The 19,994-nt window shown below is 48.8% G+C and carries 3 protein-coding genes; all 3 read right to left on the bottom strand.

The window, feature by feature from the left end:
• Window positions 1-96: 96 nt before the first annotated feature.
• Complete coding sequence (locus QMY49_RS25800) at window positions 97-2,097, bottom strand: HAMP domain-containing methyl-accepting chemotaxis protein (protein WP_283315359.1); 2,001 nt, start codon at window positions 2,095-2,097, stop codon at window positions 97-99.
• Between the two features lie 121 nt (window positions 2,098-2,218).
• Window positions 2,219-2,572 carry a hypothetical protein gene (locus QMY49_RS25805; protein WP_047515489.1) on the bottom strand — a complete coding sequence of 118 codons (354 nt, stop codon included), beginning with the start codon at window positions 2,570-2,572 and terminating at the stop codon, window positions 2,219-2,221.
• A 447-nt stretch (window positions 2,573-3,019) separates the two neighbouring features.
• The gene (locus QMY49_RS25810; protein ID WP_283315362.1) at window positions 3,020-19,990 is read right to left on the bottom strand and encodes a tandem-95 repeat protein; all 16,971 of its coding nucleotides are present in this window, start codon (window positions 19,988-19,990) and stop codon (window positions 3,020-3,022) included.
• Between the last annotated feature and the right edge of the window lie 4 nt (window positions 19,991-19,994).

Raw genomic sequence — 19,994 nt, forward strand, 5'->3', positions numbered from 1 at the left:
CAACAAAAAGCCCCAACCCTTTTTGTGTCAAAAGAATTGGGGCTTTTTTACTATTTGGTTAACGTTCAAAAGTAGATGAACAGACCTAAACCTTATCTATGCCGTTTTGAAAGTTGCCATCTGTTGATTCAGCTCGGTAACTTGCTCTTTTACTTGCCATGATGTCTCTGATGCACGTTGGCTGTTATTCGAGACCTCATCCACTGATTGATTTATATCGGACATCAATCCAGTGATCGAATTGGTCGCATGAGATTGCTGCTCTGCCGCTGCCGCAAGTTCTGCCATTTGTTCATTCAAAGAACCAATTTGCTCGGTCGTGACAAGCAAACGAGTTACCGCTTTTTCAATGTGCTCAGCGCCCTGCTCCGCAAGTGATTGACTGTGTTCAATCTCCTCAACCACCGAATGGGTCGAGCGTTGAATCGCATTGATGATACCGTTGATTTCTGTCGTCGATTGAGTAGTGCGCGTCGCTAACATGCGTACTTCGTCTGCCACGACTGCAAAGCCTCGTCCTTGGTCGCCCGCACGCGCCGCTTCTATCGCGGCATTCAATGCCAGTAAGTTAGTTTGCTCTGCCAAGCCTTCAATCACTTCCGTCACTCGACCAATGGCTTCGCTCTCTTTGCTTAACTGCGTCACTTGCGTACTCGCGGTTTCAATGCTGCCATGCAAGCTTTCCATGGTGACTTTGTTTTGCTCTAAAGCATCGCGACCTTGTTCAATCTCGCCTTTTGAATCAGAAAGCTTCTGCACCGATTGATTGGCTTGATCTAGAGTGTTACGCGCGGCTAAAGCGATTTCATCCAATTGGCTTCCCATTTCTACAATGCTGGTTTGTTGCTGTTCTACATTCGATGAGGTAACTTGCGCCGATTCCAACAAAGCCCCCATGCTGGTATCCACCTGGTGCGCTTTTTCACTCACCCCTGCCACGATGCTCGCTAACGATTGGTTCATGCGGTTAATCGAATCGGTAAGGTCTGCCAATTCATCTTTCCCAACAACAGTTAACGGAGGCTGAGAAACATCTCCTGAAGCGATCGTCTTCGCTCGCTCCGATAAGTTTTTCACTCGGCGACCAATGATGTTGCCCATGTATTTTGAAATAGCGACTGCGGCAAACAAAACCAATGCCGCTGCAATCAACATAGTGGTGAGTACGTTCTTGATCGACTGATTGATACCCTGTCCGCTTTGATCAGCACGACTTTGCTGAGCCAATACGATCGTTTCTAAGCTTTGGTCTAGTGCATCCGCTGCTGGCAACAGTTCGTTCGCCATCAACAAGTTTGATTCGTTCCATTCTGGTGACTGACGTAATGCAATCACCTGCTCTGCTAGAGGAAAGTACAGTTGCTGCATTTCTTTAAACAGTGACCACAATGATTGGTCGTTATCAGTGAGCCTGTCGAGTTTGCTATCGATTTCCGCCACAGACTGATTGTGGTACTTAATCAAGTCATGGTATTTGTCCAAATGATCTTGCTGCCCGTACAACAGGAAATCTCGCAGCGCAGACAGTGCATTGGCGAGCGAGGTATAGCTGTCGGCATAAACTTTAAACAGACGTTTTCTGTCTCCACCAAATGGATTTCCCGACTCTTCATTGATTAAGCTTTGAAGCTGGTCAAGTGCCACTTCTGCAATGGGTGCCGCTTCGTTAATAAATAGGTTGTGCGCGGGTAAGTTCTCGTCACTGTGGCTAAGTTCAATCAGCTTGTTCAAAGAGACTTTGACCGCATCCCACTGACTTTGAATCGCTTGAAAATCCTGTTCAGAGATCAAAGCCTGCAACGTTGGAAGCGACTCGTCTGTAGATACCATGATATTGCGTACGTCCTCACTCAGACGTGTGCTCGCCTCTTCATCGCCACCTAGCAACATGTAGGCTCGAATAGAAGACAGCGATGCTTGAACAGACTGTTGGATACCGCGACTGGTGTCGACGGTCGGTAGATCAGATTTAAGTAACGAAGAGGCGTATTGCTCTACGGTGGTGACGTTGCGATACGTGAATACCGCTGATGCCATAAAAAGTACGGCTAGCAGCACAAAACTGAGCTGCAACTTCCCTGATATCGTAAGGTTCATCCATAAACTCCTGACAACGATGAGCCTTAAATATAACGATGTTTACAAAAATGTTAAATACAAGTATCAAAAGTTACTAAGAAAACCATGTAAACCACTATTTTAAGCCGATAAATGGGACTTATTCGAAGTATGGTATACGCTCACTACGTAAAATCAGATAATTAATGTAAGTGGTTTCTAAGCAGTCTTGCTCCCACAACGAGAGAATCCGCTTGGTGGCGAAGTAGTAATCTTTATTACGCAGTAGCACGCCCACCGTACGGCTGAGCTGCTCAAAGCGCTGTTGCTCATTAGCAGAAATGTAATTATCTTCATTCTGAATGATGGGCGCCAATCCATCGGCAAACCAATTGTTCAGAATTTCACGCATCTCTAGTTCTGACTCCGGCACATCGATACTCGACAACTCACGATGCTGTGGTGGTGGCACTATGTACTTCGATGCTTTTGGCGAACTAACATAACGGTACATGTCGCTCCTCCTTGTAAATGACTCTTATACCCAAGTGACTTCAAGATGCAGGATTCAGAGCGTTGTCATTGGTTCGGGGTCAAGGAAAACAACGCAGCGTAATAGTCAGCTCTTTCCAAGTTGTTTGACACAGCCATTGATTCAATAAAGAAGCGAGTCAATGACACGCTCCCGAAGGGCGAGCTGTCTTGGTTTGTATACTTTGTTGTCGATTCTTGATTTAGACCCACTAGACCTTTAAATCGCCGCCGCGTCTACAAACCAAGCCATTCTCGCTGAACCTAACATCTCGAGGTTACTTGGGTATAAACTAGCTAAGAATACTTTTTTCAATTTCCAAGTTTTTTCTGCAGCTCATAGAAAGAAGACCAACAAAAAAGCCATGCAAAGTAGAACCTGCATGGCTTTGGTTCGGGCAGCAATGACACTGCCCTAGTCTAGGACTGGTTACATTGAGCTTTGATCGAAATCGTTGCCTTGGTCAGTACCCGTTTGAGTATCCGAGTCGAAGCTGCCAGAGTCATCCGTGAAGTCAACACCTTGATCTTGACCTCCCGCACTTGTCCAGTCGCTGCCGCCAGATTCCATACCCGCCATGTCTGGTTGCTGATCTTGAGCAGAACCTTGCATGGTGTATTGATCATCGACTTCAACTTCAACTGTGCCACTCGCACCTTCTACTGCGCTGCCCAATTCATCGTAACCTTGGAATTGGATTTCGCTCGTACCTTCGTAACCTTCTGGTAGGTCAACCGATACTGGTTGGTTCAGGTTGCCACTTAATGTGAAGCTGCCATCGCCATTATCCAGTGCGTTGCTTACCGATGCGCCATCAGGTAGACCGGACATTTCTGCATAATCCACCGATTCGTTGCCACTGACCTCATCTGGAACCGAGATAGAAATGGTATCGCCTGGTGCTGCAGTCACATCAGCTGCGCTCTCCTCTTCACTGTCTGCACCGTTTACTGCTTGCTCTTCAGGCTGTTGCGCTTCGCCGACTTGCTGCTCTGATGATGCTTGAGCAGTTTGGATTTGTGGCTCGTCACTTTGCGTTGAATCGTCCGCAACTTGGATGCTCAGATTCTGAGTCGATACTTCACCGTTGTCGTTGACCTGAACATCCATAGCCAAATTGCCATCGAAGTCATCGTTCGGCCAGTATGTCCACTCTTCATCACCTGATTTCGCGAAGAAACCAGCATCGTTTGCATCGGCGACATCCAACACTTCTGCTGAAGGGCTAATGCCAAGTTCATCAATCAACTGTGCTTCCGTTAGTGTTAGTGAACCATCATCAGCCAGTGCGTAGCCTTCGCTGGTAGTGGTTTCACCTTCACCTTGGATGTCAACATTAAAGAAGCTCTCAATGCGGTTTTCACCGTCAGTTGCAATGAAGCCAACTTGAACATCTCCGGTGTAGCCTTCTGCTGGTGTGAATTGGTAGTTACCTTGGTTATCGGTCTCTATCACACCTTGACCTTCCATTAGGCTCACTGACTCAATGCTCAAGCTGTCGCCTTCTGCATCGCTCAAGGTCGACAGCATGTCATCATTGGTGAACGACAAGGTGCCATCCGCTGCCATTTCTGTGGTAGAAATGCTGTCGATTTCTGGAGAAGCATTCTCTTGTGGTGCGTCTTCTTTCACGACCACACCCGTTTGCTCATCATGAAGCACACCGTCTTTATCAATCACGTAAGCGATATCCGCTTCACCAGTAAAGCCTGGTGCTGGATTGAATGTCCATGTGCCATCACCGTTATCGACAATCTCACCTTGGCTGCGGTCAGCTAGGTGAACAAATTTCACTTCATCACCCGCGTCAGCGTCTACGTTTTCTGCCAATCCGATTAGGTCATCAGCGGTTAGGATAACGGGCTCACCCGCTAGGGTTTCGAAGTCACCTGAATCGATGCCATCTTCGAACTCTTCTGGCTCGTCACCATAATCCACCGTTGTTGCGGTCACGGTTACGAAGAACTCGCCATTAAAGTCAGCCGGAGGCGTCATTTGCAGGTCTGAAATATCCCACTCGTTCAAGTCGATGTATTGACCCGGTTCCGTAATGGTAATGGTGTTCACACCATCCGTAACTTCGAAGCCAACAGGGAAACCAGTCATCACTAGGTTACTCAGTGTTTCTGAATCGTCGATCAGACCAACATTCAAGCCTAGGTGACCCGTTTCGTCCTCACCGAAGACTAACGGACCATCATGGTCGGTTGTGATGACCGCGCCATCCGCAACAGGGCGAACAAACACTGGTACATCAAGTACTGTTTCAAACTCACCGTCACTTACCACAACTTGCAAGTCAGAAACCCCTGCAAAATCGCCAGTCGGTGTGAACGTCCAAGTACCGTCACCGTTGTCTGTTACCTCACCACCATCTTCACCTTCTGCGGTGATAATGCGTGATACGACTAGGTTTTCAGTGTCAATGTCGCCGAACAAGTTCATCAGGTCGCCAGCGTCGAAGGTGAATGCGCCATCCTCGTCGGTTGCCATAAAGGCATTACCCACATTGAATGGAGCATCGTTGACTGGAATGACATCCACATTCAACGAGCCTTCAACCACTTCTTCACCATCCGTCGCGGTGTAGCCCAGTTCCACCAAACCATTGAAGTCTTGAGTGGTTACCAAGTGGTACATACCATCTGGTTGCTGGGTTAATGTCGCGTTTGCAGGCGCACGAACCGTGATGCTTTCTACGCTGATTTCGTCACCATCAAGATCCGTAACTTGATCAGCGATGTAAGCAGGGTCAATCACCATGACCACATCTTCTTCGCCTTGCATCTGGATGGTTGGCGCTTCCGGTGCATCGTTAACCGCTTCGATGTTTAGATTGCCTTCAACCGGCGTCACTAAATCACCATCGCTGACGCCGAACGACATTGGCACATCGCCGTTAAAGTTCTCAGTTGGAGTGAATGACCAAGTGCCATCACCGTTGTCTAGCAAGTCACCGTATTGCTCATCAATCACTAGGTCGACAGCAGACAGTTCGTCGTAGGTGTTGTCGATGTCTGTCGCGTTAGCAAGCAACATGTCCTGCGTGATAAGAATGGTGGTATCTTCGGTGCCAGCTAAGTTCACTGGCGTTGATTGCGGCGCATCATTAATTGGGTTCACCGTTAGGTCAACGCCCACTTCCACGCTCGCACCATCGTTATCAATCAAGTCGAAGCTTAGGTCGATATCGCCATTGAAGTTCGCATCAGGCGTAATCGTAAAGCTACCATCTTGGTTCTCAACAACGGTTGCATTGGCTACCGCGGTTAAGTTCACTGCTTCTAGATTATCGCTGTCGACGTCACCCGCTTGAGCCAGTAACTGCTCTTGACTCAATGTGATTGAACCGTCTTCATCGACGCTGTAAGCCAAGTCGCCAGATACAGGAGCATCGTTGACTGGCAATACATCAATGTTCGCGTTGGTTGTCGCAGTTGCACCGTCTTCATCAGCCACTACTACGTCTAGACTTACGCCACCGTTGAAGTTTTCATTTGGCGCGAAGCTATAAGTACCATCGTCATTCGCCGTCAGAATGCCGTCGCTACCACTGTAAGAGACGCTTTCTAGGCTCACGTCGCCTTCCACGTCACTTGATTGCGCTAGCAGTTGCTCTTCCGTGAATATAATGACTTCGTCTTCATTGACAGAGTAACTTGTCGCACCTGCGATTGGTGGATCGTTCACCTCAAGAACGGTAATACCCGCAGTGGTTGAGTCTGTCGCACCCTCTTCATCGACAACTACAACGTCTAGGCTGACCTCGCCATTGAAGTTCTCGTTTGGAGAGAAGGTGTACGTACCATCGCCATTGTCTTGGAAGACGCCATCGTTGCCACTGTAAGTCACACTACTGATGTCTACGTCGCCTTCAATATCCGACGAATTAGCCAGTAGTTGCTCGTCACTGATGGTGATCGAGTTGTCTTCATGTACTGTGTAAGACGTGCTGCCTGCCACCGGTGGATCGTTCTCTGGCGTCACACTCACATCAATGTTGGCAGAGGTCGTATCCGTACCGTCTGACACATCGAAAGTGAAGTTCACATCACCATTGAAGTTCTCATTCGGTGCGAAGCTGTATGAGCCATCACCATTGTCGGTTAGGACACCGTCTGCACCTGTGTAAGTCACGCCTTCAACTGTTAGGTTGTCACCTTCTACATCCGTCGCGCCTGTTAACAAGTCCGCATCAGTGAAGGTAAGAATACCGTCCTCACCCACGGTGAACGCTTGATCTTGTGGCTCTGGAGCGTCATTGACTGGTGTAACGGTTAGGTCAAGACCAGCCGCAACCACTTCTTCGCCATCCGTGACATCGTAACTAAACTCAATGTCACCATAGAAGTTCTCGCTCGGAGTAATGGTGAAACTGCCATCCTCGTTCATTTCGACCGTTGCATTTTCATCATTGGTGCTCAGGTTGATTGCACTTAGGTCATCACCATCAATATCAACGGCATGCTCAAGTAACTGCTCTTGAGTTAGCGTGATGCTGTTGTCTTCGGCAGTGACTGCAGTGATATCACCCGTCACTTCTGGTGCATCATTAGTTGGCGAGATATGAATCGTCACATCTTGCGTCGCTGTCGCCGTTGTACCTGTATCCACATCCGTAGAGGTTGCATTCACGGTTAGCGTCACATCGCCGTTGAAGTCCGCAGAAGGGATAAACTCTAGTCCTTCTAGCTCGCCTGGTTGTAGTGACCAAGTGCCGTCGCCATTATCAACACCTGCTGATAGTGCGCTGCCTTCTGGCACATCTTCAATCAAGATAGAGAGGTTTTCTGAACCATCGGTATCGGTTAATGCAGCATCGATATCAAGCGGCACTGGTGTATCTTCGGTACCAATGATTTGGTAATCCGCGTCCGCTACCGTGATTTCGATGTTGTCGATGCCGAACGACTCGTCAGGAATACTTTGGTTTAACGTAGAACCAAAGCCTAACTGAAGCTGACCGTCTTCCACCGGAACGGTTAAGTTCACTTGGTGAGCCTGATCATTCCAGAAGCTAAAGCCTTCGCCCTGTGAAGATCCATGGACGACTTCACCCACTTCATTACCGTTAGAGTCGTAAAGCGTTGTCGTACCATCTTGAGTACGGAACGCTGAGTTTTCCAAGGTGGTTAGCTGTTCGCCGCCGACAAAGATTTGGAACGACTCGCCATCCCAAGAATCGATTTCGTAGAAGCTAAACGAGATATTCACTTCGTTGACATCGCTTGGGATCTCGTAGGTTTTGCTGACCGCTTCATCACCGCCAGTGCCACCAATACGACCCAGCATATCGCCCGTTTCGAAGCCTTGAGAGCTCTCAGTGTTCGCGTTCCAACCGTTCGAGCCAGACTCGAAGTTATCAGAGGCAATCACCAAATCCGAAGCAATCGACAGCTCTGGCATATCAACCACAGATTGAACATCAATGTTCGCTTCAGCAGGAACCGTTGCCGTGCCATCGTTGACATCAAACGTCACATTCACGTTGCCATCGAAGTTTTCGTTTGGTGCAAAGGTGTACGTGCCGTCACCGTTATCAACCAAGGTACCGCTGTCAGAGGCAACGTTTTCAACCGTTAGGTTATCACCATCGATATCACCTGCATTTTGCAGCAGTTGCTCTTCGGTGAAGGTGAAGCTGGTGTCTTCTTGCGTAACAAACTGTGGCTGACCAACCGTTGGTAAGTCGTTCACTGGGTTCACGGTCAGATCGGCAGTGGCTTGAATGGTCGCATCGCCGTCCGTAATGTCGAAACTCAGGTCAATGTCGCCATTGAGGTCCGCATCCGGTGTGATAGTGAAGCTGCCATCGTCGTTCGCAACAACGGTCGCATTGCCGTCAACAGTCAGGTTGGATGCAGTTAGGTCGTCGCCATCCACGTCGCCGGCTTGAGCAAGAAGTTGCTCTTGGCTGAGAGTGATAGAACCATCTTCATCCACGCTGTAAGCCAAGTCACCTGATACTGGCGCATCGTTGATTGGCAATACATCGATGTTTGCGTTAGTTGCCGCAGTTGCACCGTCTTCATCAACAACCACAACATCTAGGCTAACATCGCCATCGAAGTTGGCGTTTGGAGCGAAGCTGAATGTACCGTCACCGTTATCGGTAAAGATACCGTCGGAGCCGCTGTAGCTCACGCTATCAATCGCAACTTCACCTTCAACGTCAGAAGCGTTCGCCAATAATTGCTCAGAGCTAATGGTGATGACTTCGTCTTCGTTCACTGAGTAGCTAGTCGCGCCTGCAATTGGTGGATCGTTCACCTCAAGTACTGTAATACCTGCGGTAGTTGAATCCGTCGCACCGTCTTCATCGACCACGACAACATCTAGGCTCACTTCGCCATTGAAGTTCTCGTTTGGCGAGAAGGTGTACGTACCGTCACCATTGTCTTGGAACACACCATCTGTGCCACTGTAGCTAACGCTATCAACCGCGACATCTCCTTCGACGTCTGATGAATTCGCCAGTAACTGCTCGTCACTAATGGTGATCGAGTTGTCTTCATGCACTGTGTAAGAGGTGTTGCCTGCCACCGGTGGATCGTTCTCTGGAGTGACTGTCACATCGATATTCGCGGTCACAGTATCCGTGCCATCAGAAACATCGAAGGTGAAGTTCACGTCGCCATTGAAATTCTCGTTTGGCGCGAAGCTGTAAGTGCCGTCACCGTTGTCGGTTAGGACACCATCTGCGCCAGTGTAGCTCACACCTTCTACCGATAGGTCATCACCATCGATATCCGTTGCGCCATCAAGCAGATCTTGATCAGTGAAGGTCAACACGCCATCTTCACCAATGGTGAACGCTTGATCTTCTGGCTGCGGCAAGTCATTAACTGGGTTAACGGTTAGGTCCGCCGTTGCAACAATAGTATCGCTGCCGTCGTTGATATCGAACGTGATATCAATGTCGCCATTAAAGTTCGCATCTGGCGTGATAGTGAAGCTACCATCGTCGTTTGCCGTAACCGTTGCATCGCCATCAACCACTAGATTAGATGCGGTTAATGCGTCACCTTCTACATCCGATGCTTGAGCAAGAAGCTGCTCTTGGCTCAGTGTGATTGAGTTGTCTTCGTCGACGCTGTACGCCAAGTTACCAGATACAGGTGCATCATTGATTGGTAAGACATCGACTGTGATGTAAGTATCGACCTCAGCGCCGTCTTCATCACGAATGGTTACATCCAACTGCACTTGACCGTTGAAGTTTTCATTCGGTGCAAAACTACAAGTTCCATCACCGTTTACTGAGAAGATACCATCTGGACCGTCGTAGCTGATGCCTACTAGCTCAACATCCCCTTCAACATCCGAAGCATTCAGTAGTACTTGAGATTCACTAAAGGTTAGAACTTGGTCTTCATCGATAGTGTATGCAGTAGGACCTGCGATTGGTGGGTCATTTACCTCAATCACAGTAATGCCAGCAGTGGTAGAGTCCGTTGCACCTTTTTCATCGACAACGACAACATCTAGGCTCACCTCGCCACTGAAGTTCTCGTTTGGTGAGAAGGTGTAAGTACCATCGCCATTGATTTCTAACACACCATCGTTACCGCTGTAGCTCACGCTATCAATCAACACATCGCCTTCAATATCCGATGAGTTCGCTAATAGCTGTTCGTCACTGATGGTGATCGAATTATCTTCATGAACGGTATAAGCCGTGCTGCCTGCAACCGGTGGATCGTTCTCTGGCGTGACTGTTACATCGATATTTGCCGTCACGGTATCCGTGCCATCGGAAACATCGAAAGTGAAGTTCACATCGCCATTGAAGTTCTCGTTTGGTGCGAAGCTGTAGGTGCCATCACCATTGTCAGTAAGAACACCGTCTGCGCCTGTGTAAGTGACGCCCTCAACAGATAGGTCATCCCCTTCAATATCGGTAGCGCCTGTTAGCAGATCCGCATCAGTAAAGGTCAGCACACCATCTTCACCAACAGTGAACGCTTGATCTTGTGGTTCAGGCGCATCGTTAACTGGTGACACCAATAACTCAAGGTTGGTTGAGACAACATCATCGCCGTCAGACACATCGAACGTAAAGGTGATATCACCATTAAAGTCCGCATCTGGCGTTAAGGTGTAAGTACCGTCGCCATTGTCTGTGATGGTGATGTTTTCATCATCCGTTGCCAGATTCAGCGCTGTCAGTTGGTCTCCATCCAAGTCACGCGCATTAGCGAGCAAATCTTCTTGCGTAATTAGGATTGAACCATCTTCTTCAACCATCGCTGAAACAGGCAATGCTTCAGGCGCATGTTCAATGTGGGCACCTGTTGCATTGACGTAGATGGTTTGAGAAACGGTTTCAGAATCATTATTTGATAGCTCTGTTGCCGTTGCCGTTACATTGATTTCTAGCTGTTGGTTAAAGTCTTCTGGCAATTGAATCTGTAGCTCTTGTTCAATTGCTGTGGTTGGAAGCGTTACAGAACCATCTGGACCTACTGTTACTTCACCGCTGTAGATCTGGCTGTTCACTTCACCGACATCAATGGTGAAGTTGAAGTCGGTGTAATCGGCATCGCCGCCACCGTAGAGATCTTCAAAGCCGTAAACCAGTTCACCGTCTTCGTTCACAGTAGTTCGGGTATGTTCAATACCATCTTGGTTGAGCTCTGAGCTTGAACCACCATGGAAGACTGCATCACCGAATTGGCTTTGAATCACGGTTTCAGAACCATCAGCGCCAACAAACACGAGTTGTGGGTCAACCGTATCCATGTTCGCAGGAGAACCATCTGCTGCACGGAACTCGTACTGACCATCTTGCATGGATGCGAAGTCATTAAAGTTATGACCGTTAGGGATCAAGAATAGGTTGAAGCTTTCCCCTTCCGAAATTTGGAAGCTGAACTGATCTTGTCCCGGTACGAGGTCACCGCCGCCGCCAACTTGAGAAGCGTTTTCGTACACCACTTCAACGCCAGTGATGTTGCCATCTTCATCGACTTTGTAGTAACCCGCTGTGTTTTGGTAACCCGCGGTTTCACCTTCAAACGTAACCGTGATTTCAGTATCGTTGAAACTGGTGATACCGTTGTCTTGATCGTTAAGTACCCCTTCGTTGTCGTAGCTGATCACAGAACCTTCTGGAACACCATCCACGGTCACAGTCAGTGTTTCTGACAAGTCTTGGTCAACCAATGCTGCGGCGATGTTCACTTCAACAATACCGCCTGGCTCTACCAAGATTGCTTGATCATCCACGTTTCGACCATCGCCATCAGTGATGACTAGGTCTGGCGCATCTGCCACGGCTTCGATATGGACATTAATGTCTTGCTCAACTTCATCAGTACCGTCAGAAACCGTAAAGCTGAACTGCAAGTCACCACTGAAGTGCTTTTCTGGTACGAAGCTAAATGTACCGTCACCGTTGTCCGTTACAGTACCTTCATCACCCGAGTAGTTAATGCTAGTAACAGATAAGTCATCGCCTTCAACATCAACTGCGCCACTCAGTAAGTCCGCCTCTGTAAACAAGATACTGCCATCTTCTTCGATGCTATACATGGCTGGTGCGACAATTGGGATATCATTGACGGGATTAACCGTCAGTGTCATATCAGTTGAAGTGCTTAGTTCGCCGTCGTTCACTTCATAGGTAAACGCAATTTCACCATTAAAGTTCTCAGATGGCGTCACGGTGTAGGTACCGTCACCGTTGTCTACAATCGTTGCGTTAGGATCATTGGTTTCTAGTGCCGTTGCGTATAGGTCATCACCATCTTGGTCGCTGGCATTTTCAAGCAGCATTTCTTGTGTCACGAGGATAGAGCCATCCTCGTCCACGTCTGCCACGATTGGCGCTGCTTCTGGTGCGTCGTTGACGAACTCAACTTTCAAGTCGATGTTTGCCGCCACCACATCGGTGCCATCACTCACATCAAACGTGAGGTCAACATTACCAAAGAAGCCCTGCTCTGGCGTTAACGTGTAAGTGCCATCGCCATTGTCTGTCACTTGAACCGTGTCGCTTAAACTCGTCACGTTCACAACAGATAAATCATCGCCTTCGATGTCCGTCGCTTGAGCCAGCAACTCTGCTTCAGTAATCGTGATCGCTTCGCCATCTTCTGTGGTGAAGGACAAATCAGGCACATCTGGCAGGTCGTTCACTGGGTTAACGGTGAGGTTTAGATCCGCGGCGACGGTTTCGATCGCGTCAGTTACGTCATAAGTAAATTCGATTTCACCAAAGAAGTTTTCACTCGGCGTAATCGTGAAGCTACCATCAGCGTTCTCAACGATGGTTGCATTAGGATCGTTGGTCGACAGGTTCACCGCTTCAAGGTTGTCACCATCCACGTCCGTCGCGTTCGCTAACAAGTCTTCTTGAGTGATGGTAATTGAGCCATCTTCATCGACGACCGCATCAACCGGACCGCTGACCTCTGGACCTTCGTTGACGATCTCAACATCGATCTTCGCAGTGCTTGGTGCACTTGCTTGACCATCGCTGATGTCGAAGGTCAAGTTCACTTCACCGTAGAAGTTCGAAGTTGGCTCGAAGGTAAAGGTGTTGTCGCCGTTGTCTGTCAACGTACCTTGTGACTGGTCAACAAGCAGTAGATTCTCGATATGCAGAATGTCGCCATCCACATCGGTCGCACCTGATAGTAGGTCTTTTGCTTCGATGATGATGGTGCCGTTTTCTAGCATTTGAGTATGCAGCGGCGCACCAGGAACTGGCACATCGTTGACCGGAATAACGGTCAGGTCTAGATGAGTATCGACTTCATCGGTGCCATCGAAGACTTTGTAATCGATATCGACTTCACCATTGAAGTTTTCATTCGGCATAAAGGTGTACGTGCCGTCGCCATTATCGACAAGCTCACCGTTATCACCGCTGTAAGAGATATCAGAGATAGACAGCGCATCGCCTTCCACATCACTTGCATTCGCAAGCAGATCGTCCGCGCTAAACGTAATGCCCAAATCCTCATCAGTCGACAATACAATCGGACCAGAAACGATTGGCGCATCGTTTACTGCTTCGAAGTTGATGTTGATGATGTTGTCGTCCGTGAGTTCACCATCCGTAACTTGGTAGCCAAGCTCAATCTCACCGTAGAAGTTCTCATCTGGTGTGACTGTCCACGTACCATCGCCGTTGTCGGTTAACGTAGCGTGCTCCGCGTTATCCCCCACCAGCTCTAGGTTTTGAATATCAAGGACGTCACTATCGATATCACTCGCTTGTGCGAGAAGCTGCTCTTCTGTGATTACCACAGAGGCAAACTGCGTAGAACCTTCGGTATCGATGGTCACATTTGGCAGATCAGCCGTCAGTTCGATTTCACTGTCACCTTCACGGATATTCAGTTCTACCGTTTCAGTGATTTCCGTGCCATCCACACCAATAGATGTGAACACCGCTTCATCATGACAAGTTTGCGAAACCGTCATGTTTTGAACCACGTATGTACCGTTACCTTGAATCGTACCTAACTCAAAGTAAGACACCGGCTCGTTCACCGTTAGGGTGTAATCCGTCTCATAGCTACCACGATCTTCTTTGTGGTAAGTCATCGAGTCGATCAAGTCACCATCAGAGTTGAATGCGCGAATTTCGACTTCGGTAAAGTGGCGAGACTCTTCCATAAACCAGCCGCCTAGACCATCTAGGTGGAAGCTGATTTCGTTGATGTCTTGACCTTCAACGGTCACAGTCAGTTTTTCATCACCGCTCAAGCCTTGGCGGTCAGTATCGCCAATACCGTGACCGATGTGTGTTTTACCATTCCACGCACCGAGTGGGTCATCATTACTTTGAACAGTAACTTTCAAATCGCCATCGACAAACTCACGTGTGTAAGGGTCAACAGCCGTACCCCAATCATCAAGGCTGGCGTTGTCATCAAAGGTACCAATTTGGCTCGTATGCGTACCGTTCGCCAATGCATCATCATTTGGAATGAAGCGCACTTCCGTGTCTGCAGGCACCTCCTGCCCGACTTCTAGCTGTACCCATTCGTCATTTAGATTCGCTTCAATGATGCCGTTTTCAGGGGCTTGGTCGAGACGTAACGCAGGCTCTTCACGCAGAGAAACACCCACTGTTTGATCTTCTTCCGCTTGAATAAAGATCTCGTCGCCCGCTTCTGGCGCATCGTTGACAGGATTAACGGTCAGATCCAACGTGGTCAGAACATCATTTTCGCCATCGCTGATGTTGTAAGTGAAGTCCAACTCACCGTTAAAGTTTTCCGTATGCGTAATGGTGAAAGAACCATCATCGTTGGCTACGATCGTCGCATCTGGGTCATTGGTTTGTAGATTGCTGGCAACAAGGTCATCACCTTCAATGTCTGTCGCATTCGCAAGCAATTGTTCTTGCGTGATGGTGATGGCATTATCTTCATCCACCTCAGCTTGAATACCTGACGTTTCTGGTGCGTCGTTCACCGCGATAACATCGATGCCTGCGGTTGTTGTATCCGTTGCACCATCTTGGTCGATAACCGTAACGTCGAGAGAAATGTTACCGTCAAAGTTCTCATTTGGCGTGAAGGTATATGTGCCGTCGCCATTGTCCACGAAGCTACCGTCGTTACCAGAGTAGCTAACATTCGCCAAGGCTACATCGCCTTCCACATCAGAAGAGTTGGCTAACAACTGCTCGTCACTAATGGTGATTTGACCGTCTTCTTGAACCGTGTAAGACGTAGAACCTGCCACCGGTGGATCGTTCACTGGTGTCACGCTGACATCAATGAATGCAGGTGTTGAGCCTGTGCCGTCAGACACATCGAATGTGAACTGAACATCACCGTTGAAGTTCTCATTCGGCGCGAAGCTATAAGTGCCATCACCATTATCGGTAAGCACACCGTCCGCACCTGTGTAGAGTACGTTTTCGATAGACAGATCATCGCCGTCAATATCCGACGCGCCTTCCAATAGGTCTGCATCCGTGAACAGCAAGGTGCCATCTTCTTCTACCGTGAACTGTTGATCTTGCGCTTGTGGCAAGTCATTCACAGGATTAACCGTAATATCCAGACCAACTTGTACCGAGCCGCCATCGTTATCAATGATATCGAAGGTCAGGTCTAGATCGCCGTTGTAGTTTTCATCCGGTGTGATGGTGTAACTGCCATCATCGTTGTATTGAATCGTCGCGTTGTCATCTGTCGATAGATTGATGGCTTCAAGGTTCTCGCTATCAATATCGCCCGCTTTGGCAAGCAATTGCTCTTGGCTCAGCGTTATTGAGCTGTCTTCGTTGATGGTGTAAGCCAAATCACCCGATACTGGTGGATCGTTGATTGGCAATACGTCGACATTGATGTGCGTATCAACGGTTGCCCCATTTTCATCTTGAATGGTCACATCCAACTGAACTTGACCATTGAAGTTCTCGTTTGGTGCAAAGCTGCAAGTACCATCGCCATTGACGGTAAAGATACCATCCGAGCCTTCATAGCTGATGCCAACAAGCTCTACATCACCCTCGATATCAGATGCGTTGGCAAGAATTTGTGACTCACTGAATGTCAGTACTGAATCTTCATCAATCGTGTAAGACGTTGGACCGGCAACTGGAGGGTCATTCACTTCAATGACCGTAATGCCTGCGGTTGTTTCGTCAATCGCACCTTGCTCATCCGCCACAATCACATCAAGGCTGATATCACCGCTGAAGTTCTCATTCGGCATGAAGGTGTAAGTGCCGTCACCGTTGTCTTGGAATACGCCATCGGTGCCTGAATAGGTCACGCTATCGATGGACACTGCACCTTCCACATCCGAAGAGTTAGCCAGAAGCTGCTCGTCGGAAATCGTAATCGCATTATCTTCATCAACCGTGTAAGACGTTGAACCCGCAACCGGAGGATCGTTCACTGGAGTGACGCTTACATCCACATTGGCAGGTACGGTCTCAGTGCCGTCAGAAACACCAAAGCTAAAGCTGACGTCGCCGTTGAAGTTTTCATTTGGTGCAAAGGTGTAAGTACCATCGCCATGGTCAGTCAGCACACCATCGCTGCCTGTGTAGCTAATGCCATCAACCGTTAAGTTGTCGCCATCAATGTCGGTCGCGCCAGCAAGTAGGTCTGCGTCGGTAAACTGCAGCGTGCCGTCTTCTTCAACACTGAACTGCTGGTCTTGAGGGACAGGAAGATCGTTAACTGGATTAACCGTTAGATCCGCCGTTGCTTGGATTGTGTCTGTGCCGTCCGTAATGTTGAATTGGATATCAATGTCACCATTAAAGTCCGCATCTGGTGTAATCGTGAAGCTGCCATCATCGTTCGCTGTGACGGTTGCGTTTCCATCTACAGTCAAATCGCTAGCAGTCAGGTCATCGCCCTCAATATCAGACGCTTGAGAAAGAAGCTGCTCTTGGCTGAGTGTAATCGCACCGTCTTCATCAACGCTATAAGCCAAATCACCCGATACTGGCGCATCATTGATTGGCAATACATTCACATTGATGATGGTATCAACTTCTGCTCCATCTTCATCTCGAATGGTCACATCAAGTTGAACTTGTCCGTTAAAGTTCTCGTTTGGCGCGAAGCTGCACGTGCCATCATCGTTAACGGTGAAAATGCCATCCGGACCATCATAGCTAATGCCAACAAGTTCTACATCGCCTTCCACATCAGAGGCATTCAGCAGCACTTGCGACTCACTAAAGGTCAGAACAGAATCTTCATCAATGGTGTAAGAAGTTGGTCCTGCGACTGGTGGATCGTTCACTTCCAGTACTGTAATGCCAGCAGTGGTGACATCCGTTGCGCCTTCTTCATCAGCGACGACAACATCAAGCGTCACTTCACCATTAAAGTTTTCATTTGGAGAGAAGGTGTACGTACCGTCTCCATTGATTTGCAACACACCATCGCTGCCAGAGTAGCTCACGCTATCTATCGAGACATCCCCTTCTAAATCCGAAGAGTTTGCCAACAGTTGCGCGTCAGAAATGGTAATAGAGTTGTCTTCGTGAACCGTGTAAGACGTTGACCCAGCCACCGGAGGATCGTTCACCGGCGTAACGCTCACATCCACATTCGCTGAAACTGTATCTGTGCCATCAGATACGTCGAAGCTGAAGTTCACATCACCGTTGAAGTTCTCATTTGGCGCAAAGCTATACGTGCCATCGCCATTGTCAGTTAGAACGCCGTCGGTTCCTTCGTAGCTGATTCCCGTTACAGAAAGGTCATCGCCTTCAATGTCGGTCGCGCCAACAAGCAGATCTGCATCAGTAAATTGCAGCGTGCCGTCCTCCTCCACACTGAATTGTTGGTCTTGAGGAACAGGCAGATCGTTGATTGGGTTGACCGTTAGGTCAGCGGTTGCTTGAACGGTGTTCGTGCCATCTGAGATATCGAAGCTGATGTCGATATCACCATTAAAATCTGCGTCCGGCGTGATGGTGAAGCTACCATCGTCATTTTGAGTCACCGTCGCGTTGCCATCTACCGAAAGGTTAGACGCCGTCAGTGCATCGCCTTCCACATCGGAAGCTTGCGACAACAACTGTTCTTGGCTCAAACGAATCGAGCCATCTTCGTCCACCGAGTAAGCAAGATTGCCAGACACTGGTGCGTCATCGACTGGTGTAACACTGACATCAATGTTGGCAGAAACCGTATCTGTGCCATCGGACACATCAAAGCTGAAGTTCACATCACCATTGAAGTTTTCATTTGGCGCAAAAGTGTAAGTCCCATTGCCGTTGTCAGTCAGGATGCCGTCGCCACCATCGTAACTCACACCTTCAACGGTTAGGTTATCGCCTTCAATATCCGTTGCGCCAGCAAGCAGGTCAGCGTCCGTAAAGATCAGCGTGCCATCTTCTTCCACGCTAAACTGCTGGTCTTGAGGAACAGGTAAATCGTTGATTGGGTTAACGGTTAGATCAGCGGTTGCTTGAACGGTGTTCGTGCCATCTGAGATATCGAAGCTGATGTCGATATCACCATTGAAATCTGCGTCTGGCGTGATAGTGAAACTACCATCGTCATTTTGAGTCACCGTCGCGTTGCCATCTACCGAAAGGTTAGACGCCGTCAGTGCATCACCTTCCACATCGGAAGCTTGCGACAACAACTGCTCTTGGCTCAAACGAATCGAGCCATCTTCATCCACCGAGTATGCAAGATTGCCAGTTACTGGTGCGTCATCGACTGGCGTAACGCTTACATCAATGTTGGCAGAAACCGTATCCGTGCCGTCGGACACATCAAAGCTGAAGTTCACATCACCATTGAAGTTTTCATTTGGCGCAAAAGTGTAAGTCCCATTGCCGTTGTCGGTCAGGATGCCGTCGCCACCTTCATAGCTCACACCTTCAACTGTTAGGTTATCGCCTTCAATATCCGTTGCGCCAGCAAGCAGGTCAGCATCGGTGAAGATCAGAGTTCCGTCCTCTTCCACCTCAAAGGTTTTATCTTCAGGTACTGGTGCGTCATTGATTGGACGAACGGTTAAATCGATAGAACTTGAAACGGTTTCTTGACCATCACTGATATCAAACGTTAAGTCGAGTTCACCATTGAAATCAGCGTCCGGAACCACGGTGAACGTGCCGTCACCATTGTCTTGAACCGATGCATTCGCACCTACTTGGACGTTAGACGCAACAAGGTCGTCGCCATCAACATCACTTGCGTATTCGAGTAATTGTTCTTGCGTGAAGGTAATGGTGCCGTCTTCATCCATGATGTAAGCCAGATCTTGTTCTACCTCTGGCGCATCGTTTTCACCTTCGACTATAATTTGGAACGTTTCGCTCGTGGTTTCAGAGTCGAAATCATCTTCTACTTGCGTCGTGGTCTCTTCACTGGTGTCTTGAACGTCTACCGCAAAGGTTTCTTCTGTGGTTTCTGAATCTAGGTTATCACCACCTTGTGAACCTTCAGAATCGGATGAAGAGGCACTTGGCGCAGCCGACGTTTGCACAGCTTGTCCTTGTGCTTCATTGCCTTCTGCGTCCGAACCGCCTTCAGAGCCAGAGGCATCACCGCCACCAACAGCTTGTGCACCCGCACCTGAAGCCGCACCGCCGCTGCCCGCTGCTTCTTCACCAGATCCACCGTCTGATGCCACACTGTCTACCACGTTCGATTGAGCGGCATCCGACCCTCCGCTACTCTCTGGCGTGTCTTCTTGTACCGCACCACCGGACGCCGAGGCTTCTTCCTCTGCTCCGGCACCACTTGGGTTGTCTTCCATCGCCTGATTGGCTTCGTCTGCTGCATCGGTATTTTCAGCACCCGTCGCTACGGTCGAAGCAATCGTATTCTGTTGATTTTGCTGATTCTGCTGCTGGGAGGGCGTACCCGCGTCATTGGTTTCCGTTTGTTCTACCGCGTCATTTAGGTCTTTGTTTTGGTTATTTTGGTTGTTGTCACCTGCCATTACA

Origin of the sequence: Vibrio harveyi (genome assembly GCF_030060435.1) — a bacterium.
GTDB lineage: Bacteria > Pseudomonadota > Gammaproteobacteria > Enterobacterales > Vibrionaceae > Vibrio > Vibrio harveyi.

Excerpts from the sequence above, each read along its gene's own strand:
- QMY49_RS25810 (WP_283315362.1), bottom strand. The coding sequence starts at position 19,990 with ATGGCAGGTGACAACAACCAAAATAACCAAAACAAAGACCTAAATGAC.
- QMY49_RS25800 (WP_283315359.1), bottom strand. The coding sequence starts at position 2,097 with ATGAACCTTACGATATCAGGGAAGTTGCAGCTCAGTTTTGTGCTGCTA.
- QMY49_RS25805 (WP_047515489.1), bottom strand. The coding sequence starts at position 2,572 with ATGTACCGTTATGTTAGTTCGCCAAAAGCATCGAAGTACATAGTGCCA.